This is a genomic window from Bifidobacterium sp. B4111 (assembly GCF_026537235.1).
In the GTDB taxonomy this organism is placed as follows: Bacteria; Actinomycetota; Actinomycetes; order Actinomycetales; family Bifidobacteriaceae; genus Bombiscardovia.
Genome location: NZ_JAFNMO010000002.1, coordinates 308,503 through 332,367 on the forward strand (window position 1 = coordinate 308,503; position 23,865 = coordinate 332,367).

20 protein-coding genes and 1 pseudogene are annotated in these 23,865 nt (G+C 61.8%); 3 read left to right on the forward strand and 18 right to left on the reverse strand.

The window, feature by feature from the left end:
* Positions 1-10: 10 nt before the first annotated feature.
* Complete coding sequence (locus J3T93_RS05170; RefSeq protein WP_267400403.1) at positions 11-1,261, reverse strand: ABC transporter substrate-binding protein; 1,251 nt, start codon at positions 1,259-1,261, stop codon at positions 11-13.
* 185 nt (positions 1,262-1,446) lie between these two features.
* On the opposite strand from J3T93_RS05170, the gene J3T93_RS05175 reads away from it, so the two are divergent.
* Positions 1,447-2,481, forward strand: coding sequence for a LacI family DNA-binding transcriptional regulator (locus J3T93_RS05175; RefSeq protein ID WP_267430816.1), 1,035 nt, complete (start codon positions 1,447-1,449; stop codon positions 2,479-2,481).
* 72 nt (positions 2,482-2,553) lie between these two features.
* Here the strand turns inward: J3T93_RS05175 and gndA are convergent, their stop codons facing one another.
* The 3 genes from gndA to J3T93_RS05190 all read right to left on the reverse strand — a co-directional run bounded on the left by gndA (position 2,554) and on the right by J3T93_RS05190 (position 7,586).
* On the reverse strand, positions 2,554-4,020 hold the full coding sequence (gndA, locus tag J3T93_RS05180) for an NADP-dependent phosphogluconate dehydrogenase (RefSeq protein ID WP_267430817.1): 1,467 nt from the start codon (positions 4,018-4,020) through the stop codon (positions 2,554-2,556).
* Positions 4,021-4,132: 112 nt separating this feature from the next.
* Positions 4,133-6,454 carry a KUP/HAK/KT family potassium transporter gene (locus J3T93_RS05185; protein WP_267430818.1) on the reverse strand — a complete coding sequence of 774 codons (2,322 nt, stop codon included), beginning with the start codon at positions 6,452-6,454 and terminating at the stop codon, positions 4,133-4,135.
* 175 nt (positions 6,455-6,629) lie between these two features.
* Positions 6,630-7,586 carry a TatD family hydrolase gene (locus J3T93_RS05190; RefSeq protein ID WP_267430819.1) on the reverse strand — a complete coding sequence of 319 codons (957 nt, stop codon included), beginning with the start codon at positions 7,584-7,586 and terminating at the stop codon, positions 6,630-6,632.
* Positions 7,587-7,762: 176 nt separating this feature from the next.
* On the opposite strand from J3T93_RS05190, the gene J3T93_RS05195 reads away from it, so the two are divergent.
* Positions 7,763-8,827 (forward strand): glycoside hydrolase family 43 protein, encoded by a 1,065-nt coding sequence (locus tag J3T93_RS05195; RefSeq protein WP_267430820.1) that lies wholly within the window; start codon positions 7,763-7,765, stop codon positions 8,825-8,827.
* Here the strand turns inward: J3T93_RS05195 and J3T93_RS05200 are convergent.
* The 7 genes and pseudogenes from J3T93_RS05200 to J3T93_RS05230 all read right to left on the reverse strand — a co-directional run bounded on the left by J3T93_RS05200 (position 8,781) and on the right by J3T93_RS05230 (position 13,854).
* A complete protein-coding gene (locus J3T93_RS05200) occupies positions 8,781-9,176 on the reverse strand; it encodes a hypothetical protein (protein WP_267430980.1) in 396 nt (131 codons plus the stop codon). The two genes, J3T93_RS05195 and J3T93_RS05200, sit on opposite strands and share 47 nt — an antisense overlap.
* A 106-nt stretch (positions 9,177-9,282) precedes the next feature.
* A pseudogene (locus J3T93_RS05205) lies at positions 9,283-9,507 on the reverse strand (DUF624 domain-containing protein); the annotation flags it as partial.
* Positions 9,480-10,394 (reverse strand): family 43 glycosylhydrolase, encoded by a 915-nt coding sequence (locus tag J3T93_RS05210; RefSeq protein ID WP_267430821.1) that lies wholly within the window; start codon positions 10,392-10,394, stop codon positions 9,480-9,482. The pseudogene J3T93_RS05205 and the gene J3T93_RS05210, both read right to left, overlap by 28 nt.
* Positions 10,395-10,398: 4 nt before the next feature.
* Entirely contained in the window at positions 10,399-11,358 is a 960-nt protein-coding gene (locus J3T93_RS05215; RefSeq protein WP_267430822.1) for a carbohydrate ABC transporter permease, read from the reverse strand.
* A 24-nt stretch (positions 11,359-11,382) separates the two neighbouring features.
* Positions 11,383-12,318 carry an ABC transporter permease gene (locus tag J3T93_RS05220; RefSeq protein ID WP_267430968.1) on the reverse strand — a complete coding sequence of 312 codons (936 nt, stop codon included), beginning with the start codon at positions 12,316-12,318 and terminating at the stop codon, positions 11,383-11,385.
* Positions 12,319-12,389: 71 nt separating this feature from the next.
* A complete protein-coding gene (locus tag J3T93_RS05225; RefSeq protein WP_267430823.1) occupies positions 12,390-13,445 on the reverse strand; it encodes a hypothetical protein in 1,056 nt (351 codons plus the stop codon).
* Complete coding sequence (locus J3T93_RS05230; protein ID WP_267430824.1) at positions 13,384-13,854, reverse strand: hypothetical protein; 471 nt, start codon at positions 13,852-13,854, stop codon at positions 13,384-13,386. The genes J3T93_RS05225 and J3T93_RS05230 overlap by 62 nt, the downstream gene beginning before the upstream one ends.
* A 474-nt stretch (positions 13,855-14,328) precedes the next feature.
* On the opposite strand from J3T93_RS05230, the gene J3T93_RS05235 reads away from it, so the two are divergent.
* Positions 14,329-15,423, forward strand: coding sequence for a LacI family DNA-binding transcriptional regulator (locus J3T93_RS05235; RefSeq protein WP_267430825.1), 1,095 nt, complete (start codon positions 14,329-14,331; stop codon positions 15,421-15,423).
* Here J3T93_RS05235 and J3T93_RS05240 read toward each other — a convergent pair.
* The 7 genes from J3T93_RS05240 to J3T93_RS05270 form a co-directional block, all read right to left on the reverse strand.
* A complete protein-coding gene (locus J3T93_RS05240) occupies positions 15,405-15,869 on the reverse strand; it encodes a hypothetical protein (protein ID WP_267430826.1) in 465 nt (154 codons plus the stop codon). The two genes, J3T93_RS05235 and J3T93_RS05240, sit on opposite strands and share 19 nt — an antisense overlap.
* A gap of 129 nt (positions 15,870-15,998) precedes the next feature.
* Positions 15,999-16,136 carry a hypothetical protein gene (locus J3T93_RS05245; protein ID WP_267430827.1) on the reverse strand — a complete coding sequence of 46 codons (138 nt, stop codon included), beginning with the start codon at positions 16,134-16,136 and terminating at the stop codon, positions 15,999-16,001.
* Positions 16,137-16,301: 165 nt separating this feature from the next.
* Positions 16,302-17,183, reverse strand: a complete 882-nt coding sequence (locus J3T93_RS05250; protein WP_144178217.1) for a carbohydrate ABC transporter permease — start codon at positions 17,181-17,183, stop codon at positions 16,302-16,304.
* Positions 17,180-18,130, reverse strand: coding sequence for a carbohydrate ABC transporter permease (locus tag J3T93_RS05255; protein ID WP_220236740.1), 951 nt, complete (start codon positions 18,128-18,130; stop codon positions 17,180-17,182). Before J3T93_RS05255 ends, J3T93_RS05250 begins: the two co-directional genes overlap by 4 nt.
* A gap of 111 nt (positions 18,131-18,241) precedes the next feature.
* Positions 18,242-19,561, reverse strand: a complete 1,320-nt coding sequence (locus J3T93_RS05260) for an ABC transporter substrate-binding protein (RefSeq protein WP_267430831.1) — start codon at positions 19,559-19,561, stop codon at positions 18,242-18,244.
* A gap of 229 nt (positions 19,562-19,790) precedes the next feature.
* Positions 19,791-20,783, reverse strand: coding sequence for a family 43 glycosylhydrolase (locus J3T93_RS05265; RefSeq protein WP_267430969.1), 993 nt, complete (start codon positions 20,781-20,783; stop codon positions 19,791-19,793).
* 139 nt (positions 20,784-20,922) lie between these two features.
* On the reverse strand, positions 20,923-23,757 hold the full coding sequence (locus J3T93_RS05270; protein WP_267430833.1) for a family 43 glycosylhydrolase: 2,835 nt from the start codon (positions 23,755-23,757) through the stop codon (positions 20,923-20,925).
* Positions 23,758-23,865: the final 108 nt, after the last annotated feature.

Here is a 23,865-nt window from a genome sequence, read left to right on the forward strand (position 1 = left end):
CAGCCCCTTCCTACTTGACCGAGGCCATCTTGTCGTCGATAGCCTTGGCCCACTGATCCAGATTGATGGACCCCTGGACCAGCTGCTGGGTCTCGGACTGGCGGACGGTGGTCAGCACATCCGGCTTGGCATAGAAGTTCATGAGCAGGAAGTAGTGGCCCGGCTGCACGTTGGTCCGGTAGACCTGCTCATACTCGGGCTTGACCTTGGCCTTGAACCCCTGGACCGTGATGGCATCCCCGTTGTCGGCCGAACGCTGCAAGGCCCAGTGGCTGTCCATGAAGGTCAGGAACTTCTGGGCAGCCTTGAGCTTGTCGCCCTTGAGGCGGGAGTATATGGCGTAGGCGGGCGATGGCGACCCCTGTGCGTAGTTGACCGTGTTCCTCTCCATAAGCGGCATGGGGGCCATGCCATACTTGAGCCCAGCCTGGCCTATGGATGGCAGGTCCCAGGGGCCGGTGCAGATCATGGCCACCTGGCCGTTGATGAACTGGGTCTTCATATCGTCGCCGCTGATGCCGACCGTGTCACGGGTGACCAGGCCCTGGTCGTAGAGCTTCATCCAGGCCGCAACCGCCTCACGTTGGTCGCCGCCGGGCTTTTGAGGGCGGCGGTCGATCAGGCTGGTCACATCAACCTTGTCCCTGTCGAACTGCGAGCCCATGAAGGCATCGGGAATCCTGCTGGGGCCATCGGCGATGGTCTCCAGGAAGGGCGTGACCCCAGCGGCCTTGAGCTTCTTGCACAGCTGCAGGAAGCCATCCCAGGTCTCTGGGACCTCCTTGGCGCCCGCCTTGGCCAGAAGGTCCTTGTTGTAGACGATTCCTGAGGCCCAGGAGGACACGGACATGCCGTAGACCTTGCCCTGATGGCTGACGAAGTCCTTGTTGGCCTGAGAGATGTTGTGCATGAAGGGCTCGTTGGTCAGGTCGCGCACGTAGCCGTTCTTGATCAGGTCAGCCTTATTCTCGGAGGTGATGATGAACACATCCGGGGCCTGGTTACCGACCAGTCGGGTCTGCAGGGTCTGGATGTACTCAGGGGTAGGCGGCGAATAGCTGAAGTCCACCTTGATCCCTGGGTTCTGCTGCTCGAATTGGTCGATGTATGGCCTCATCACCTGTTCGTTGTTCCATGACAGGAAGGTCAGCGCAGTCTTGGACCCGTCAGCGCCGCCAGCCCCGCAGGCACCCATGGCCGACACCAACATGCCGACACCCAGCGCCGCAGCTATGCCCCTCCATGCTCGCTTCAGCTTCATGACTCCTCCTTGCAATCAATCCTCTGAACATCTCTCCGGGCTGTTCAACGTCGAGACCCGGGGATTGACACGATTCAACTCCAGTCACAATATGGTATATCACATTGATTGAATCGTGTCAACTATATTCTGATAAGGCCACCCACGTGCCTAGGATAATGGCTGAACCCCGGGAAAGGTGCGAGATGGTGACGATGAGCGATGTAGCCAAGGAGGCGCAGGTCTCTCGGGCCACTGCTTCCTATGCCCTTCGAGGCGATAAACGCATAGCGGATGACACCAGGCGCAGGGTCCTGCTTGCCGCCCACAAGCTCCGCTACTCAGCCAATCTGTCGGCCAGGAGCCTGCGCTCAGGCAAGAGCGGAATCATCGGCGTGGCCATCTTCGAGCTGGACAAGCCTTATCCCGCGCAGATGAGTGCAGCCATCTCCCGGCAGATCAACGCCCACGGTATGCAGGCCATCATTCAGCAGACCTCCAACTCCAAACAGGACGAGGTCTCCATTCTCCGGCATGTGACCAGCCAGCTCTGCGACGGCACCATCTTCAGTCCGGGCAGCATCACCAATGAGGAGATGCAGGAGCTGGCCGATGGCAAGCCTCTGGTGCTGCTGGACGACCCCTCAGCCGAGCCGGTCTTCGATTCGGTCATGACGGCCGGGTTCGAGGGAGCCGCCATGGCTGTGCAGCACCTGCTGGACTGCGGATGCCGACGAATAGGCGTGGTGGGTGCCGACATGACGGCCAGCACCGATCCGGTCCAACAGCACTCGGTCCACGGCCGCAGGGTGGCCGGCTGTCTGAAGGCTATGAAAGCCGCCGGAATCAAGGCCCGTCCCAAAGACTTCCTGCCCCTGGACCGCTGGGACGGAGAAATGGCGCGCGACCTGGGCCATCATCTGGCGGACACATCCGGCCAGCCCTTTGACGGCATCTTCTGTATGACCGACTCTCTGGCCTTAGGTCTGATTCGTGGACTGCACGAATGCGGCGTGGAGGTCCCCAGGGACCTGGCCGTCGTGGGATTCGACGGCATTCAGGAGGGAGAGTCCTACATACCCTCGCTGACCACTATCAGCACCGACAAGGACGACCTGGCCCGCAAGGCGGTGGATGCCCTGCTGACCCGTCTGCAGGGAAGCGATGAGAATCATCCCCCCACCCGGACGACCGCCGCCTGCCGGCTGGTGGTCCGGGAATCCACAGCCAAGATCCGCTGACAGGATGATAAAAAGAGGTCCGCGCTGCCGTCTCAGCGGCTGCTCGGACCCCTTGCGATTCTGGCGAGAAGCTCAGTCCTGCTTGATCTCGGACTTGTCCTCGGCCCAGAGGGTGTGGAAGGCACCTGGCTGATCCACACGCCCATAAGTGTGGGCCCCGAAGAGGTCACGCTGGCCCTGAATCAGGGCGGCAGGGAGCCTATCGGAACGCAGCCCGTCGTAATAGGACAGGGAGCTGGCGAAAACGGGGATGGGGATGCCGGCCTGGGTGGCACGGGCCACGACACGCCGCCAGGAATCCTGGGCCTGCTCGACCGCCTGCTTGAAGAAGGGATCGAAGAGCAGGGAACCCGGCTCACGTCCAGAGGCGTAAGCATCGGAGATCCGGTTCAGGAACTTGGCCCGAATGATGCAGCCGCCACGCCAGATGCGGGCGATGGCACCCATGTCCAGCTTCCAGCCGTAGACCTGGGCGCCCTCCTGCATCTCGTTGAACCCCTGGGCGTAGGCCACGATCTTGGAGGCGTAGAGGGCCTGACGGATGTCCTCAATGAAGGACTTGCGAGCCTCGGGATCGGCGGCCAGGTCGGCCATGACGGCCTTGGGCTGCGGCCCCTTCAGGCCCTCCTGGGCCGCTTGGCTGCGCAGCTCGGGCGAAGAGGACAGTCCCCGGGCGAAGACGGCCTCGCCAATGCCGGTCACGGGCACGGCAAGATCCAACGCGGTCTGCACGGTCCAGGTGCCGGTGCCCTTCATGCCAGCCTGGTCGGTGACGATGTCGATAAAGGGCTTGCCGGTGGCAGCATCGGTGTGATGGAGCACTTCAGCAGTGATCTGCACCAGGTAGGAGTTCAGATCCCCCTGGTTCCACTCTTCGAAGACCTGGGCGATGGCCTCGGGCTCCATGCCCAGGCCCCGGCGCATCAGGTCATAGGACTCGGCGATCACCTGCATGTCGGCGTACTCGATGCCGTTGTGGACCATCTTGACGAAGTGGCCCGCACCGTCGGTACCGATGTGGGTGACGCAGGGTTCCCTATCGACCTTGGCGGCGATGGACTCCAGGATGGGCCCCAGGGTCTTCCAGGACTCATCGGTCCCGCCGGGCATCATGGAGGGCCCCAGGAGGGCGCCCTGCTCGCCGCCCGAGACGCCGCAGCCCACGAAGTGCAGCCCACGGGCCCGGATGGCCTTCTCCCGGCGGATGGTGTCCTTGAAGTAAGCATTGCCGGCATCGACGATGATGTCACCAGGCCCCATCAGGTCGGCCAGGTCATTGATCATCTGGTCGGTGGGATCCCCGGCCTTGACCATGATGATGGCCGTACGGGGCTTGGTCAGCGAGGCCACGAACTCCTGCAGGGTCTTGGCCGGAACGAACCGGCCCTCCTGGCCATGATCGTTGATCAGGGTCTCGGTGCGCGAATAGTGGCGGTTGTAGACCGCTACGGTATTGCCGTGCCGTGCCAGGTTCCTGGACAGGCTGGCACCCATGGCGGCCAGACCCACGACTCCGATATTGGCTTGAGCTTGTGTCATCACATCACCTTTCGACGGTAGCCCGGAAAGGCCGGGCACCAGGTTCCATGCCGTCAATTCTATGGCCCGGACTCGATTTGAGCCAGGCTCCCCGGGGTGAGATTCCACTCATTCAGCCCTTGTGGTGCTTGCCGCCCTTGATCTTGCGGGAGGGCAGGACCACGCGCGTCAGCTTGGGAACCGCCCTGGTGGAGACGAACAGGGGCTGCACCTCCACGATGGGGTTGTAGGGAGCCAGGCCGAACCACTTGATCGGCGAGCCCGCCACCTTGCGGATGGCGTACTTGACCTTCAGCGAGAAGGCACCGCGGGAGTCGATCTTGGACTCGGGCATCAGGGCCTTATGAACCAGCACATAGGTGACCGTGCCGATCTGCGGATCCTCGTCCACCTTGGGATAGATGGAAGGCTGCTTGGGTAGCTCGCCGCTGTCAATCAGCTCGTGCATGATCTGGTGCAGGTAGGTGGCCACATTCTGGTCCACCTTGAAGCCCAGCCTCATACGCACACGGAAGAGGTAGTTGGTGCCGAAGTTCTCCACCGAATACTTGCGGGTGTAGGGGGCGTCCGTGGTCTGGACCGAGACGGCCCACCAGGCGCGAGCCCGCTTGGGCCGGTTGGCGAAGATGGAGAAGAAGATGTCGGTGTCCAGCCGTCGCATCTCCGCATCCGAGGTCAGATAGACCAGGTTGTCTGCGTAGTAGGGAACGCGGAAGTCATTGTGGAGCATCTCCAGGGCGGGCAGACACTCCTTGGCCGTCATATGCCGCCGTTGCGAGCGCTCCACCTTGGTACCCACATCCCAGGTGTACATGATGTAGAGGATGGCCGCGGTCAGCAGCATGGTGAACCAGCCGCCGTGCATGAACTTGGCCATGGAGGCCATGAAGAAGAGGATCTGGATGGCCAGGAAGACCAAGGCGAAGAGCAGAGAGAACACGCGCTTGCCATCGTGCCAGATGTAGTCGGCCAGCAGGACGGTCGTGGTGATCATGGTCACCGTCAGGGCCAGTCCATAGGCGGCCGAGATGTGCTCGGAATCCTTGAAGATAGCCAGCACCGTCAGCGTGGCCGCGCACAGGACCCAGTTGATGGTAGGGATGTAGAGCTGGCCGCGAGTACGCGCCGGGTAGCGTACCTGCAGGTGGGGCATCCAGTTGAGGCCGGTGGCCTCCGAGACCATGGTGAAGGCGCCCGTGATCAGGGCCTGCGAAGCGATGACACCGGCCGTCACCGACAGAAGAACCGCCACGTAGCGCACGGTGGTGGGCATCATCTGGAAGAAGGGGTTGAGTCCGTCCACGCCCTGCAGGGCCTGATTGTCGGTGTTGCGCAGAATCCACGCCCCCTGGCCGAAGTAATTGAAGACCAAGGCGATGTTGATGAAGGGCCAGGTGGCGTAGATGTTGCCACGGCCCACGTGGCCCATGTCGGAGTAGAGGGCCTCGGCTCCCGTAGTCGACAGGAAAACCGTGCCCATGATGGTCAGGCCCACCGGGTTCTGCGGGCTGAAGAGGAAGCGAATCCCGTAGACCGGGTTCAGAGCCTCGAAGATGGACCAGTCGTTGCCGATGCAGTAGATGCCGATCAGGGCCAGGAAGGCGAACCAGACCATGACCACGCTGCCGAAGACCTTGCCGATCCGCTCGGTTCCGCGCGATTGGACGGCAAACAGGATCAGGATGATCACGAAAGTGATGACCATGGTCAGGTTCCCGTTTTCACGGAAGATCGGAGTCAGGATGGGGATGGTCTTAAGGCCTTCGACTGCCGAGGAGATGGAGACCGCAGGAGTCAGCACCGAATCAGCCAGGAAGGCTGCACCACCGACCATGGCCGGAATGGCCAGCCATTTGCCGTAGTGCCGAACCAGGGTGTACAGGGCGAAGATGCCGCCCTCGCCCTTGTTGTCGATGCGCATGGCCACCAGGACGTATTTGACCGTGGTGATCAGCGTGATGGACCAGAAGACCAAGGAGAGCATACCCAGCACGGCCGGCCTGTCCACACGGGCCATGCCGCCCTGGCCGGCCACGAAGGCCTGCATAGTGTACAGGGGCGAGGTGCCGATGTCGCCGTATACCACGCCCAGGGCCACGATGCACATGCCCAGGCTGATTCTGTCTGGCGAGGACTGCACCCGCCGCCACCAGCGGCCCAGAGGACCCTTCGGCGGGATGCGGCGACGCTGGGCCGCCCGTTGGGCCTCGCGCCGAACCCGCTTGAGCTCGTTCTCCTCCTCCCGGGTGCGGGACTTGGCCGAGATCTTGGGAGCCTTGGTGAAGCTCTCCTGAGGAAGTATCGATTCTTTCGTCGGCCGACCTTTACGGCGGGCCGTCGTCGGCTTCGCCGCTTTTTCACCGGATAACCGGGGTGGTTCGTCAGCGCCCCTGCCATCATCCTGAGCCGCCAACTCATGCCGCTCATCCGCCATAGAGCCCTCCATCGGCCAATGCCTTCACTCATCTACTTCCGGGTGCCGTATGTTGCTGTTCGCGCACACGTGCGACGACAACCGTAGCACTCTCCCCCCACACTCTGCAGGGACGATTCAGACCGCGACACACCATTAGCTTAGTCCCGGTCCGGCACCGTCCATCGGACACCCCTCACAGCCCGAAAACCCGGCGCGTGGTGGCTGCCGTCGCTTTGGCCACCTGAGCCAGGGGGCAGTCCAAGGCATCGGCCATGGCACGCAGGGTGTAGGGAATCATGTATGGGGAGTTAGTGCGCCCCCGGTAGGGCATGGGACTCAGATAGGGCGCATCGGTCTCCACCATGATGTGGTCCATGCCGACCACAGACAGGGCCTGGCGGATTCCCTCGTTGCCCTTGTAGGAGACTGTCCCCGAGAAACTCAAATACCAGTCATGCTCGGCAGCGACCTGAGCCATCTTCGCATCCCCCGAATAAGAGTGGAAAATCGTGCGCTCGGGAGCGCCGTCCTCCAGCAGGGTCTCGACGACCTGGCGGTGAGCGTCGCGGTCGTGGATCTGCACAGGCAGGTCCAGCTCCTTGGCCAGGGCGATGTGTTCGCGGAAGGCCTGGCGTTGGATTTCTTCGGCCCCCTGTCCTGTTCGGAAGAGGTCCATGCCCGTCTCCCCGATGGCCACCACCTGGTCGGGATATGCGCGAGCCAGACGGGCGACCTCCTCAAGCGCCTGCTCGAAAGAAACCTCATGCCAGGGCTGATATTGCAGTGGCAGTCCATCCGGCCCCGGCACCCCTCGATGGCCGTGCAGGACGGCCTCATTGGGATGGATGGCCAGGGCCGCGTGAACCACCCCGGGATGGGCCAGGGCCAGGTCCACAGCCGTCTGCAGATGGGGCAGCTCGCAGCCTACGTCGATGGCCCCGACCACGCCCACAGCCCGGGCCCTTTCCAGCTGCTGGTCGACCGTGCGAACGGGGACCGGATTTTGCCCGCGCTCCCTGGCCTGCCGATCCATCTCCTGGGCGAAGGGGACCACGGAGGCCATGTGGGTATGATCGTCGATGACTTCAATGCCTTCGGGCAGCGGCTCGGGGTCGGGAGCCCAGCTGCGGTCGCGATGATGCCTGCTCATGGTCCACAGTCTAGGAACCCGTGCGGCCCAAACCGCGACCCGCCCGGACGACCGGCTCTGCCAAAAGGAAGGGCGGCAGCTAGAATCGCCCATGACGGCCCTGGAACGGCCGGAACGAAGGGGCGAAGAAGCGCCCGCCGCCGCGGTACCGTTGCCGTAAGCAGGAAAGGTGGAACATGTCTACGGATTGGCAACCCTCGTTCGAGGCGACCAGCGCCTACCTCTTCGTCCACTTCACCGGACACGAACAGGCCGAGACGGACGAGCAGCTCTACTTCGCCCTCAGCCGGGACGGTCTGCACTGGCATGACCTGCGGGCCCAGGGAGACCCGGTGCTGACCTGGAGCGAGGGCGAGGGTGGTGTGCGCGACCCCTATGTCGTCCGTGGACCAGACGGCCTCTTCCATATCATCGCCACCGACCTGTCCGTCTACCACAGGGGCGGCTGGCAGGAGGGCCGGTCCACGGTGGATGGATCCACCGGCCTGGTCATCTGGGATTCGCCGGACCTGGCCCACTGGGGCAGACCCCGCCTGGTGGATGTGGCCTCGGCCATACCCAAGGCTGGCATGGCATGGGCACCGGAGGCCTGCTGGGATGCCGACAGGGAGCAGTGGATAGTCTTCTGGGCCACGGCGGCCGCCGACAGCGCCGAGGACCCGGCCGCAGCCGACCTGGCCAACGAGCTGGGCGACGGCATCAACATGTACTACGCCACCAGCACCGATCTGGTTTCCTTCTCCCGCCCGGTCAAATGGATCGACCGCAGCAACGGGATCATCGACACGACCATGCTCAAGGCGCCCGACGGCTGGTGGTACCGGGCCTCCAAGGATGACCAGATCACCCTGGAACGCACCCGCAACCCCTATGCTGTCACCCATGAGCTGGTGCGCACGGACGATGACCAGGCCTGGTCATACCTGTCCAACCTGACCGACATCTTTGGCCAGGGACGCTACTCCTCGCGGTATCTGGAGGGCCCCGAGCTCTTCCTCTACAACGATGCCGACGCCGCAGGACCCGACGGCCGGGCCATGCCTTTTGGCCTGATCTGCGACCAGTTCGCCGAAGGCCGGGGCTATCTGCCCTTCCGCTCGGCCGACCTGTCCTCCAGAGAGCCTCAGGACTGGACCTTGGTCAACGACATGGACTTCGGCCGACTGACCAAGCGCCATGGCTCCATCATGCCCATCACCGAGAACGAGCATCGGATTTTGAAGCGGACCCTGACCCGCTGACCCGCTTCTTGGCAGGTTCGAGCACATGGACATCCATGCCCGGCAGCCGCCCCCAGGAATAAACGGCGGCCATGTCTGCAAAGAGCGGCGCGGCCAGGCCGAAGGTCACAGCCAAACCTGGCCAGGTGTAGTAAGCCCAGCCCGTGATCATAAGCAGGGCCAGGACCATCAGGGAGCATAGGGGACGCCCCGCCACCATGGACAGTGCAGTCCGGGCCGCCCAGAGCGGGCTCTCGTCGAAGTTGGACCGCACTGGCCAGCTGAGCAGAACGAAGAGCCCATACAGCAGGTTGAGCAGGAGGAGCAAGCCGGAGACCACGGGCGTCAGGGTGCCCATGTAATTGGTCATGGTCAGCCAGTATTCCCAAATCAGGAGGGCCCAGACCAGGGAGCTGGGGCCATCCGAAACGGTTGGCTGTGGCCAGTTCTGAGCGCCAAGCCCGGTGGAAGGTCATCCAGGTCTGCCTGACCGTCCATGAACGGTCCTTCAGGTCCAGCAGCCAGGTCCGGTAAGTGGTGCAGGTGGCTGCCATGGAGGGGAAGAATCCAACCAGGACCAGTCCGAGCAGTGTGTGGGCCAGAAAGGCCACATGGACCACGAATATCATCATGATGATTCGGCACAGGAACTCGTATCCCACCGCGAAGCGCTTCATCGCCACCCCTTTCCTGGATCCCATTGTTCCCGCCAGAGCAGACGAACGCAACCGTCGTCAATCAGGATGGGCAGGGTCACCAGCGGGGATTCGCCCAAATGATCGGGCCGCCACCGATCTCCGATGTACAGGCAGGGCAGGGCTGGATCCTCTGACAGGGGCACGATGGCGTCGCACTGCGACTGGTAGGTTTGCGTCCCCAGAGGCGCCACAGGCTTCCATGGGCTCCATGGTCCGCGCAGGTTCCGCGAAACGGATACCATGTTGTCATTGCAATCCCAGCCGGTCAACTGCGAGCCGAACCAGTAGTACCAGCCGCTCCGGTGCAGGAGGATGGGGGACTCATAGCCGAAGCGACCGTCCTGGCCACGCAGACAGACCAGATCCTCCACCAGAGACAGGTAGTCCCTTGAGAGCCGGTAGATGTGGGTTCCCTGATCCCGGTCCTCGGAAACCAGATACCCGCTGCCATCCCGGTCCTGGAAGGCGAAGGTGTCGCGGCTGGCATTCATGCCAAACCGCATGGTTGAAAGGGACCGGAAGGGTCCCTCGGGCCGCTCGCTGATAGCCGTGCCCACATGGGCGTAACGGTAATCCCCCTCGCCGTCCACATGCAGGTACATGACATAGAGCCCGGTGGCCGGACAGCGCAGGACCCGGGGCCGCTCCACGATGCGCTCCGGAGAAGTCATCCCGCCCGGCGACCCAACTGGCAGAACGCAGCCCAGATCGCGCCAGTGGACGAAGTCCTCAGTGTCATAGCAGCAGATTCCCCCAAACCGGCTGCCCCCGGTCTTGATCTCGCCATAGGCCAGCCAGCGGCCGCCATCCTTCAGCATGCCCAAGGCGTGCAGCTGGGCCACAGACCCATCCGCTCGCCTGACTAGCTGCACACCAGGTATGAGGCTCACGGTCTCATCCCTTGACCGCGCCGATCATGACCCCTTTGTCGAAGTATTTTTGCAGGAAGGGGTAGATAATCAGCAGGGGCAGGGTGGAAACGATGATGACGCCATACTTGATCTGGTCAGCCAGCTGTTGCTGCTGCAGGACGTTCTGGCCGCCGTTGCCGGTGCCCATCTGGTTGGTCTGGTTAGCCAGCTGAATGGACTGGAGGACATTCTGCAGAGGCTCCTTGGCCTCCTGTCGGATGTAGATCAGGCCAGTGAAGTAGTCGTTCCAGTGGCCCACGAAGTAGTAGAGGCCGATGACAGCGATGATGGCCGAGCTTAGGGGGATGACGATCTTCATGAAGTAGCCGAAGTAGCCCAGTCCGTCGATTCGCGCCGCATCATGCAGGTCCTCGGGTATGGAGGTCTCGAAGAATGAACGGGCGATGATCAGGTTCCAGACGCTCAGGGCACCGGGCAGGATGAAGACCCACATGCTGTTGAGCAGGCCCAGCTGCTTGTATAGCAGGTAGTTGGGGATGAGCCCGCCGGCGAAGTACATGGTGAAGGCGAACAGGAAGAGCAGCACCCTGCGGGGCTTGAACTCCAAGCGTGACAGGGCGAAGGCCGCAGGCATGGTGACCACCAGGTTCAGAGCCGTGCCCAGGACGGCGTACAGGACCGTATTTCCATAGCCGGTCCAGATGCGGGCATCCTGAAAAACCCTCTGGTAGCCGGCCAGCGTGAAGCCCACGGGCCAGAGCGTGACCCGCCCCGAGGAGACTGCCCCCTGGTCGGACAGAGATGCGACCACGATGAACCAGAGCGGGTAGATGACCGCGAGAAGCGTGGCGGCCAGAAGCAGGGCTATGACGATGTCGACGGCCAGATCCCCAGGCTTCTGCTGCTGCCTGGTGTGCTTGTTCCACGGGACGGCCCCAGGGTCCGCCTTGGGTGCCGGTTGGGCGACGTTGCTGCTAGTCATGATGGCCCTCCTTAACCTGCGCGATCAGAAGATGCTGGTGTCGGTGACCCGCTTGGATATCCAGTTGGCCCCGACCAGGAAGACGAAGTTGATGACCGTGTTGAACAGGCCTATGGCCGTTCCGTAGCTGAATTGGAAAGATTGGATGCCGATCTTGAAGGTATAGGTGGATATGACCTCGGAACCCGGCAGGTTCATGGCGTTCTGCATCAGCCAGACCTTTTCGAAGCCGACCGAAAGCACAGAGCCCATGTTCATGATCAGGAGGACCACACAGGTGGGCATGATGGTGGGCAGGTCCACGTAGCGGATCAGCTGCAGCCGGCCTGCCCCGTCCATCTTGGCCGCCTCGTAAAGAGACAGGTCCACCGAGCTCAGGGCCGCCAGATAGATGATGGCGTTCCATCCGCAGTGTTGCCAGACCTCGCTAATCCAGTAGATGGGCGCCACGGCGCCGGGGCTGTCCAGGACGTTGTCCTTGCCCAGGAAGCGGCCGACCAGCCCGGTATTAGGCGTTAGGAAGATGTTGAGCATGGCCACGATGACCACAGTGGAAATAAAGTGAGGCATGTAGGTGATGGTCTGGGCGAATCCCTTGATCCGCTGCGAGCCGATCTGGTTGATCAGCAGGGCCAGAATGATAGGGGTGATGAACCCCAGGACCAGCGTCCCCAGGCTGATCTTGAAGGTGTTGATCATGGTGGAGGCAAAGAGGGGCGACTGGAAGAACTGCCGGAAGTACTGCAGCCCCACCCATCGGCCACCGGTCAGCCCCTTGGCGGGGACAAAGTCCCGGAAGGCCAGCTGGATGCCGTACATGGGCACGTAGGCAAAGAGCAGGGTGAAGCCCAGGGCCGGCAGGGCCATGAGCCAGAGCTGCCAGTATCGTCGGAAATGCCAGGCCAGCCGCCTATGCAGAGGCCAGGTTTCCCGCACCTTGTCGTTATCCACCACCTGCACGTCGCTACCGCGCTCGATCGCTTCCTTGTCCGCACGCACATTCAACCTCCTTGCCAGCGGCGCCGGCCGGCTTACTTGACCTTGAGGGCCTTGTCGTAGGCCTTCTGCCAGATCGTGGTGTTCTGATCGATCTGATACTTCTTCAGATTGCTCTGGGAGTCCCGCCAAGCGGCATCATCCTGGACGCGCCCTTTGGCCAGCCAGTTGGAGACCACAGGCACGGCGTAGTTGAACAGGGCGGTGTTGTTGTTGGCCACAGTGTTCTGATCTGCCTCGCTGATACGCACATAAATAGGCATCATGTCCCGCTCGTGGTCGTAGTGCTTATACTGCTCCTCATAGGCCTTGTCCACGGCAGCCACATGGTCCATGCCCCGGTCGCCCTCGACAGTGACCGCATCAGGAATCCAGCCGGCCAGCCGGTCCTCCAGGGCCGGAATCCTGGCCGCGTCCTGGGCCTGGTGGAACTTGTCGGTGACACGGTAGGCGTGCGGTCCGGTCTTCTCCAGGTACTCATCAGTTAGGGAGCCATAGAGCTGCTGGATGGAGTACTTTTCGGAATAAAGCAGGTTGATGACCTTCAGCGCAGCATCCTTGTTAGCCGCATTTGCGGACATGGCCATGTGGTAGTCCTCAAAGCGGTTGGCCTCGCGCGAGCCGTCCCAGACCACCTTGTCGGCGGAAACCCCGTCGGCCGCGGGCACCGGGATGCTCTCATACTGCTGGGCCATGGCCGACCCGTAGGATCCCAGGGCAGAGTCGTCCCAGCCGAAGACCATGCCCACCGTGGCGGTCTGCCCGTCAGATTGGTTGCGGGCGTTGTACTTGTCTCCCTTGGCAGTGACCCAGTCCGAGGGGGCCCATCCCCTCTCGACCATCTCGCGGTAGAAGGCGATGACCTGACGGAACTGGTCGGTCTGCATCCAGTTGCCGACCTTCCCGTCGCGCAGATAGATCCCCTGCTGCGAGGGTCCTGAATTGAAATGGGTGACGATGCCGGTCGAATTCATCATCAGGAAGGGGCTCCACCAGTCGCCGATCTTGCCGGTGATCAGGGCCCGCGGGTTAAAGGCGATTTCGTCGGCCTTGCCGTTGCCGTTGGGATCGCGGGTCTTGAAAGCCTCCATGAACCGTACGCATCTCATCCCAGGTGGTGGGGGCCTTGAGCCCCAGTTTTTCCAGCCAGACGCGGTTGATCATCAGATGCTGGCCCGAGGCCAGGAACCCCTTGGTGCGGCTGGATGGCAGAACACGAACCTTGCCGTCGACAGTGACGAACTTGCGGGCTGTGGGCTGCTCCTTGAAGAAGCGCTTGACATTGGGGAGCTTGTCCAGGTCATCGCCCAAAGGCTCGAAGGCCGAGGGGTTGCGGACGGCATCGTCCGGGTTGAAGGCCCTGATGTTCAGATCGTCGATCTCGCCAGCAGCCAGTGAGGCATTCTTCTGCTGTCCCCAGGCATCGTCGCTGACCTCGTGCCACTGAATGGAACATCCGCAGTCGGCGGCCAGCTCCTTGGCCCAAGTCATGTCGGCCATCTTGGTTTCATTGGAATTTTTCACCACAAGAATCTTGACTATGGGCCGTCCCTTGTCATCGGTGGAGGAGCCCCCCCCCCCCGCCACAGGCGGCGAGAGTACCCGCCACGGCCAGCGCCGACAGCACGGCCAGGCCCTTCATCATGGTTGCCTTGGTTGTCATCATCAGTCTCCTTCTCCATTCCCGGCCCTTGAAAGGCCTGGCAAGCGGATCGGGTCATACAGGACCCCGGCTGCTTTGCCTACGCATACGTCTTTGCATACTTGCAGAGGGTGAAACCTGTCGTCATCCTATAGGAATCGTAACGATTTGATTATGCAATCCCCATTACCTCCTTGTCAAATCATTACTGTTGTTGGCGCGTTCAGCAGGTAGTAGACATAGAATTACTGCAACGATTCGATATGTAGGTCGCCCTATGGGACCAAACTTGACCCGTCGGTTCCTGGTCAAGTTCGCAAGGAGGCGAAGCGGTGGTAACACTCAAGGATGTGGCGGATGCCGCAGGCGTATCCCCATCGACAGCCTCTGCGGCCCTGCGCGGCATGGACATCGTCAAACCGCTTACACGCCGCAAGGTCATCAGGCAGGCCCAGCGCCTCCATTACTCCACCAACGTATCCGCTCGTGCCCTGCGCTCGGGCCGGTCGGGCATCTTCACCCTGATCGTGCCGGACCTGGAGAACGGCTACTATGCCAGGCTGGCCAACTCCCTGGCCAGCCGGCTCTTCGCCAAAAATCTGAAGCTGATCATCCAGGTCAGCCAGTACGACAAGGCCAAGGAGCTCCGCCAGATCCAGGAGCTGCGTTCTTCCATGTGCGACGGGCTCTTCGTCTGCTCCACCCACAACAGCGCCCGGGAAATCCAGCAGGTGGCCAACGGGCTGCCGGTCCTGCTCTTCGACGATATGAGCGCGCAGAACCAAGCCTGCTACGATTCCATCGAGACTCCCAGCAGGGACGGAATGACCGCAGCCATACGCCATCTGCATGCCTGCGGGCGCCGGAGGATCGGCGTGGTGGGCGGCCATCAGGGAGCCCTGAGCGCCAGCCACGCCCTGAGCGTGACGTTGCGGCGGAACCGCTATCGGCAGGCCCTGGACACCATGCAAGACCTGGGCATGGATACCTCCCAAGCCCTGGTCACCTGTGACTGGTCCACCCCGGCCGGACGGCGGACAGCACATGCCCTTGCTCGCCAAGGCATGCACTACGATGCCCTCTGCTGCATGAATGACGCCCTGGCCCTTGGCATCATCCGCGGCTTGGCTGAATGCGGACTGCGGGTGCCTGAGGATGTCGCGGTCACCGGTTTCGACGGGATTGAACCGGGAGCCTACTCCGTCCCCACCCTGACCACCGTGGCAGTGGATTTCACTGAGATGGCGCGGATGGCCATCTCCATGATGCTGGATCATGTGGGTCAGCAGGAGGGTCAGGAAGATTCGGACCGAACCCCTCGCAGAGTGATCGTGGGCTACCATCTGCTGGAGCGGGAATCCACCCTGGGAATCCATGCTGCAGACACGGTTCAAAGGGACCCGGGAACTCAGCCGAAATCCATATAGTCGACGAAGGCCCGGACGTAGGTTATGGTGTCGGCTACGTTGCTCAACCCCAGGATGGCGTGATCAGGCAGGCCGGGCACCTGCCTCCAGCGCGATGAGCGGGAGAGATCCAGTCCCATGGCATGGGACGGATTCGATACCTGCCGTCCCTTGGAGTCCACCAGAACGCCTTGGCTGGCTAACCGCCGCAGGTCACCGCCCTTCAATCCTTGCGAGGGCTTAGCCACCAGCCCGCGCTTACACAGAGTCGGAAAGAGGCCCGTCGGGGCGATCACCATGTTGATCTGTCCTGCAGTGACCCGGGTCAGGGCCTTGGCCGAATCGTCGTAGCCCTGGCCATTCAGCGTCAGGGTCGCCTCCATGCCCACCAGCCGGCCATCCTTGATTCCCCGGTCGTGCATGAATCCCTGTTTGATGCGGTCAAACCCCTCCTCATGGGCGCTCATGTTGAAGCCCTGAACTGAAAGAAGCGGGTCCGGCGGCCTGGTCAGTCTGGTGACGACCAGGCCGACCAGCAGGGCCAGTACCAGAGCGGCGGCCAGAATACCGGGAAGAAAGTGCTGGGCGAAATATGGCTAACGCTCATTCGGCGGCAATTGCCTGAAGATGGTCCACTTGGACTGTCCGGCATGGGGATCCTCCGATGCCAGAACCCCCAAGGCATCCTGCTGGTCGGGGCTCAGCCCATATTGATCGCCCTGACGCTCATCCATGCTTGACCTCCCCGTCCGCGACGCTCACCAGCCCAGTCTAGATCCAGAACGAACAAGGGGCCGACGGAGGGTTGGTCATCCCCCGTCGGCCCCTTGGACACCAGGCGCAGTGGCCCACCCCTCAAAGGGCCCTGGGCCCGGTGCCGATAATGGTGGCCTCGTCGATCACTTGATACCGGTCATGGCGATGCCCTGCACGAAGCTCTTCTGGATGAAGAAGAAGATGATCAGCAAGGGCAGTGCCGAGATCAGGGCGCCTGCCATGACCACGCCATAGGGCGTGACCGAGGAGCCATGGCCGGTCAGCATGGCCAGACCGGCGGTTATGGTCCTTGTCTCCGGGCGGCTGGTCATGATCAATGGCCAGAGCAGGTCGTTCCAGTTGCCCATGAAGTTGAACATGGTCACTACCAGCACCGAGGACTTGGCGTTGGGCAGGATAATCTGCCAGAAGATGCGGAACTCGCCGGCACCATCGATGCGAGCCGCGTTGTCCAGATCTTTGGGCAGGGAGATGAAGAACTGCCGCATCAGGAAGATGCCGCCCACATCAGCCAGCCTGGGGATGATGATGCCCCAATAAGAGTTGACCAGACCCATGCTTGCCAGCAGCTTGTAGACCGGGATCAGCAGGGCCATGCCAGGGATCATCATGGTGGCGATCAGGATTCCCAGCAGGAAGCCGCGCCCCTTGAAGTCGATCCTAGAGAGCCCGTAGGCGGCCAGGGAGTCGAAGAAGACCGAGAAGACCGTCACAGCACCGGCGAAAATCACTGTGTTCATCAGCTGCTTGCCGATGGGCATCCGCTGGAAGAGCGAGGTGTAGTTGTCCAGGGTGAATGAGGAGGGAATCACCTTGGGCGGCCAGGTCTGGGTCAGCTTGTTGGGCGTAAAGGAGGTGATCAGCACGATCAGCAAGGGGAAGATGATGATCACCGTCATCAGGATCAGCAGGAAGTAGGTCAGGACCCTGGCCACCATGTGTCGGGCATGGGCCCTCCTGAGCAGCTTATCGTGCTCGATTGCGGTAGGAGTCGACTGGCTCATCCGATTTCCTCCTTCTCATGCTTGTTGTTCCAGACCAGCTGGATAACGCCGATGATCAGCGTCATGATCAGCAGGACATAGGACAGGGCCGACGCATAGCCCATCTTGCCGTTGCCGAAGGCCTCGGTGTAGATGCGGTAGACGATGGTCTCCGTGGCGCGGTCGGGGCCTCCGGATGTCAGGATGAAGACCTGGTCGAAGACCTGGAAGGATCCGATCAGTCCGAAGATGACCACGTAGTTAAAGGTGGGCATCAGCCCTGGCAGGGTGATGTGCAGGAAGCGCTGCCAGGCGTTGGCTCCATCCAGGGAGGCCGCCTCGTACAGGTCCGGGTTGATCCCCTGCAGGCCGGCCAGGAAGATGACCATGAAATAGCCGAAGTTCTTCCATACGGTGATGAAAATGATGGTGGCCAGGGCCGTGGACTTGGTTCCCAGCAGATCCATGTGCTGGATGCCGAAGAGCACCTTGCCCCAGTAGGGTATGAGACCCAGTGATGGCGAGAGAAGGAAGCTCCAGGCGATGGAGGCCACAGTCAGCGAGATGATGTAGGGCATGAACAGGCAGGTGCGGAAGAAGCCGACCCCCTTGATGTCCTTGCGGTTGAGCAACAGGGCGAAGGCCAGGGCCACGATGACCACCAACGGCGCGTAGACGACCGCGTAGATGACCGTGTTGCGGAAGTCGGTCCAGAAGTCCGCGTTGGTGAAAAGCTCGACGTAGTTGTGCAGACCGACGAAGATGCCCTTGCGGTTGATGCGGTCGGTAGTCAGCGAGGTGAAGAAGGTCTTAATGGTCGGGTAAAAGACGAAGACCGACAGGACGATCAGGGCCGGGGCTATGAAGCTAAGCCCGATCCGGATATTGCGCCTGGAAAGGGTTTTCTTGTTGTCCTTGATGACCTCGTCGGCGCCCTGCGCGGGTGGGATCCCAGTGGTAGTGGACATAGGTACTCCAAAGTGCCGCCCGGACGCCGGGCCCGGGCGACGGTCAGCCATGAGGGACCGGCCGACGGCGCTGCAGGCCGCCAGGCCGGCTCCTCAGGGGCGGATGTTCAATCAGTCCTCAGCCTTGTACTCATCCAGATACTTCTGGATTTTGTTGGAGGCTTTGGATAGCGAGGCGGAAATGTCATCGTCAGTGCGGGCGGTGTTCTGGGTCACCGAATCCAGGGTGGACGAGATATCCGCGAAGCCGCCCTTGAGGCCGGCAATGCCGATGTAGGAGTTGTCCGTATTCTCGGAGACCTTGGCGATCAGGGGGCGCTTGGAAAGCTCGTCGGTGGTCACGGTCTTGTTGTTGGACGGATAGGCGGAGCCCAGCGACCACATGACCTGGTTGTCATGGTTGTTGTAGTACTTGAAGAAGGCGTAGATGCCCTTCTTCTTGGCCTCGTCCTTGACCTGCGAGGTGACCCACCAATACAGACCGGTGGAACCGGTGTTGGAGCCCTTCTTGCCGTCGGGGTAGACATAGGTGCCGTCTCCGTTGGGCACGGGGAACAGATCGTGCTTGATGCCCTTGTCGGTGGCTGCCTGGTCCTCCCAGGGGCCGACGATGACCATGGCCGACTGGCCGGACTCGAAGGACTCGCGTGCAGCGGTGTCATCCATGCCGGTCTTGGAGTAACCACCCTTGTAGAACTCGCGCATCTTCTGCAGGAAGGCCTTGTTCTGCTCGGAGTTGATGGTGACCTTGCCCTTGGTGCTGTACAGGCCGGTGCCGTTGCCCTTCATGAAGGCCGCCCATCCCGAGTCGGACAGGGCCATGCCGTACTGGGAACCGTCACCCTTGGTCAACTTCTTGGCCACATCCAGGAGCTGGTCCCAAGTCTTGGGATAATCCTGCTCGGTCAGGCCGGCAGCCTTCCACATATCGGTGTTGTACCAGACGGTGGTGGGCGCATAGCCCATGGGAACCGCGCACTGCTGCTTCTTGCCGTCGATGGTGAACTCGGTCTGCTTAGTCACGTTGGGCAGGTAGTTCTTGGTCTCGTTGGAGGGATCGTCATAGAAGTCCTGCACGCACTGGAAGGTGCCGTCTATGGACCAGCCCTGGCCGTTGTCGGCGCCGGTGGTGACGAAGTCCGGGCCGTCGCCCGAGGTGACCTTGGTGACCATGGTCTCGCCGATAGTGCTCCAGGGCTGCAGCTGGGCGTCGATGTGGTACTTCTTCTGGGACTTGTTAAAGTTCTCGACGATCTTCTTCAGAGTCTTGCCATCGGCCTCGGAGAATCCGTGCCACATGACGATGTTGGTAACGCCGTCCTTGCCCTTGGCATCCTTGCCACCACTGCCGGAACCGCAGGCCGAGAGCCCCACGGTGCTGAGCGTGGCGAGCGCGATCGCGGCTACCGCAGCCTTTCTGATTGCCTTCATTGTCTCTGTCCTTTCGACATCAAGCAACGGTTACAAAGGAACCGATGACGGCCGAAACAACCATGTCCTGCCCATCTGGTCCAATGGCTTGCATCGCCTGGTCACGCTCCCAGATACGTGAACGTAGCCCACGCCTTTGTAAACCGACATCTTTCTAACGTTGCAAATGATATACTACTCTCTTCTCCAACGATGTACAAGCGTGTCGGGCATAGCCCGGTTATGCCGCTCAATGGCTGCCATCGGGAGGCAGGATCTGGCGGCTCGTCGGGGTCCACCGATCATCAGGCAGCGGTAGTCCGAAGTCTGGTCCATGGTCGGTCCAAGTGACCAGCCCAACCCTGGCATGGCGGTTGGGATCGAAGAGGGGATCACCCTCGATATGTGTGTAGTTGCGAGCATGATAGATCATCAGGTCCTGGCTGCCATCCTCGCTGACTGTGAAGCAGTTGTGGCCGGGCCCATACTGATGGTTCTCCTCAGCCGTTTTGAAGACGGGGTGATCGCTCTTGGTCCAGCTGGCAGGATCCAGCAGGTCGGCATCCTCACAGGCGGTCAGCATGCCCACCGCGTAAGGGACCCCGGTGCCCGAGGCCGAGTAGGTCAGGTAGATCATGCCCTGGTGAAGCATGACAGCCGGGCCCTCGTTGACCTTGAAATCAATGCATTCCCAGTCGTATTCGGGCTTTGAGAGCAGGACAGGATCAGTGGCCAGGGTCCAGGGATTGGCCATGCGGGCGATGTAGAGATTGGAATTGCCCTCTATGGCTGGATCCTTCTGGGCCCAAATCAGGTACTGGCTGCCCCCGATCACCGCTGTGGTGGCATCCAGGGAGAAGGAGTCGATCGGGGTGTGGATTTGCCCCTTCTCGATCCACTCGTCATCCATGGGGTCTTTGCCGGTATTCTCCAGCACATACATGCGATGGGTGGGCAGATCGGCGGAGCCGAAGTCCTCCTCGGCAGCCGCGAAGTAGATATACCAAGCCCCATTGATCTGGTGGAGTTCGGGCGCCCAGATATACCTGCTCATGGGGCCGGACTCGTGCTTGTGCCAGATGGTGCGCTCAGGGGCGGCCTGCAGGTCGTCCAGCCTGGCGGCGGCGCGTAGGATGATTCTGTCGTAGGCCGGGTAGGAGGCGGTGAAATAGTAGAGGTTCCTATGCCTGATGACCCAGGGATCGGCCCGCTGGAGTACCAGGGGATTGTGGTATGCGCTCATCATGTGTTCCTATCACGAAGACGGAGGTACTGGTCTATATGACCAATATACAACGTTGAATATCAGCGAGCTGCCCACCCTCCGCCGGGCGCTCGAGTTCGAAGGCGGAGGGCGGCTTGGGCAGTGGGCCCGGTCGGGTTCAGCCTTGGGCTCGGCGAATGGCAGTGAACACCAGTGCGCCCAGACCCAAGACAAGGGCCGCGGATGCGGCTGCGACGGGAGCCGACAGGGCCGATCCGGCCGAGGGAAGACGACCGGCCTTGCCTTCCTTGCCGGACCGACCTGCAGGTGCACGAGTGGAGTCCGCGGCGGGAACAGTCGCATGACCGCTATCGCCATCGGCCTCCTCTTGAACCTTGGGACCGGCCAGGGGACGCGAGCCCCAGATGGCCGCGGCACCTGCTGCCTGAGAGACATCGGCACCGGCATCGGTGAAGACATCGCCGCCCAATCCTGAGAAGAAGACGACCGGATGGCCCTGCTCATCAAGCTGTCGGCCCAGCCTGGCCCGATAGACGCCGTGCAACAGAGTGCCCGGATCCGCCGAGTCCACCTTGATGGTCAGATCGCCACCAGTCGCCGTCCAAGAGCCCTGCACCTGGCCGCCCAGCCGACCGCCAGCCAGCAGGCTCACTGACACGGACCGGTAGATTGCCGGGCTGAGCAGGCCGGATCCCGCATAGCAACGGACCGGATCATGGACCACCACCTGGTAGTCGCCGACCACCTGGCTGGAGGAGACCCTGCCCACCGGATTCCGGTATTCGAAGGGCGTCATGACCAGCCATCCGTCAGGGGTCTGGACCATCTGCTTGACCCGGACCTGATGTTCCTCCAAGTTGCCCGCAGCGCGCACGAAGCGAGTATGGTAAACGTTAAAGACGCGATCCTCGTCAATCAACAGCGCATTGCCTCCCTGGGAGGTCAGCACCTCGTCCTGTCCAGGCTGGGCGAAGGAGGAGTCGATCCGCAGACCCCGGTTGGCATCCAGATCGTTCATTGCACGCCCATAGACGGCCGGCTTGCCGTTCTGGTCCATGTAGGGGCCGGTAATGGAACGGGAGCGGAATTCACGCATCTGGTAGCCCCCGGTCTGCCCGAGTCCGCCGTAAGAAAGCATCAGATACCACCAGTCACCCTGACGGACCAGGGCGGTGCCTTCGCCTGAGTTGCCGAAGCCTCCGGCGAGTTTGTGTCCGTAGTAGGCGTCGGACTGGTTGGCCTGGGTGGGGTAGGTGGTGGAGTAGTCGCGCAGACCGGTCTTGGGGTCCAGCCGGATCATCCAGATGCCGCCGAACCAGGAGCCGAAGCTCATCCACAGGCCCCCCTGCCCGTCATCCTTGACACAGGCGTCAATCGCATTGATGCCCGTATCCGTAAGGCTGGCATAACGCGACAAATCGACATTGGGGCCCAGCACCTTGGGAACGTCAGTAGCCTCCACGTTGGACTTCTGGAAGCCGGAGTAGACCACTGGGCCCACCAGGCTCCAGTCCCCCTCGATGTCGTCGGCCGTCAGCAGGACGATGACCGACTTCTGGAAGGGGAACCCTCCCCCGTTCAGGCTCAGGTACATGCACCACTTCTTCATGGTGGCGTTGTAGTAGACCTCGGGCGCCCACATGTTGCCGGTCACGTCCGGGTTGGAGGACTGCTTGGGCCATGCCTTCCAGATAGGATCCAGAATGCGCTGGTAATCCCGGCTCAGATTGTTGGTGAATGGCTCCCAATGCTTGAGGTCGGTGCTGCGGGCCCAGGCCCGATGCGAGCCGAAGACATAGTAGCGCCCTCCGGCCTTGACCACGGAAGGGTCATGCACAGAGACGCGCGAGTAGGCGTTCTGATCGTCCTTGGATGTGCCCCTGACAATAAGCCGGTAGTCCTGCTGGATGGCTTTAGCGTCTCGGGAGGACCTCGAGGCCTTGCTCGCTTGCAGCCGGGCCGTCAGCGTGATTGGGACATCCCGCTTGCCGGGGACCACATGGGCCCTCCCGGTGGCAGCATTGACACTGACTGTTCCAGGCACAGAAGAGGTCCACCCCACCGAGGCGACAGTAGTTGAGACCGGCAGGTTGAAATCACCGTCTACGGCTGCGGGAACCGCCAGTGATGCGGCCTGCTGGTTGATCAGATCTCCAAGGTCCTCCGAGGGCAGGGTGGCGACGATCTGGTCGGCATTCAGGGCCTGCGGATAGACGGCAAATGACTGCACTGCGCCATGGAAGAGGGCGTCGCCTATGCCGGGGTATCGGGACTGGCCGATTACGTTGTGGTGGTGGTCTCCAAAGGCGGCGGGATTGACCGTGGCCTTGCCCTCAGCCACCTGCAAACCGTTGATATAGAGCCGAACCATGTTGTTCTTGCCGTCGATGGTGGCGGTCAACGTGGAGAAGCGGTCATTGGGCAGGTTCTTGGATGCCGGCAGATATGTCTCGCCTTGGCCGTTGGCCTTGGAAGTGATGGAGGTGTACAGGGAGGTATGGGTGGAGGCGGTCCAGGAGCCGACAGCCTGCTGGCCGGTCCCCCCTAGCGACCAGAGATAGGTCCAGGGGCCTGAGGCGTTGAACCGGTCGTTGCGCACGCGGATGGACACCGTGGCGCTGGCGTGTCCGCTCAGTATGTCATCGGGAAGCTTGACATAAGTGGATCCATCGAACAGGAGCGCATCGTCGTTCTTGGCCGCCCCTGTCGGCCGGCCATTGGCATCCAGGATGCGGGCCGGGCCAAAGGATGAGCCTGTGACAGTATTGTTTGCCTCCTTGGCTCCTGCGGCAAGGGCTGAAAAATCGTAGCCGAGCAGGGGCTGCGGCTGACTGGCGGACATCCTGGTTGTAGCGCTGCCATCTGCTGGGGACTGATCAGCCCAGGCTGGAGACGCGACTGTGCCGCCCGCCAGTATCATGCCCACGAGGGCCGCCGCTGCAACCCCTCCTCGGCTCCGTCGTCCTGCGTCTGATGACGATTGATGACGCATGTTCACACCTTTCCGCATCGGCATCGGAGCGGCCGCGCTCCGACCGGCAGGCCTCCATGGCCCGCCGGTGCCGCATCAAATCATTCGAGAACGTCTTCAGTATATTAT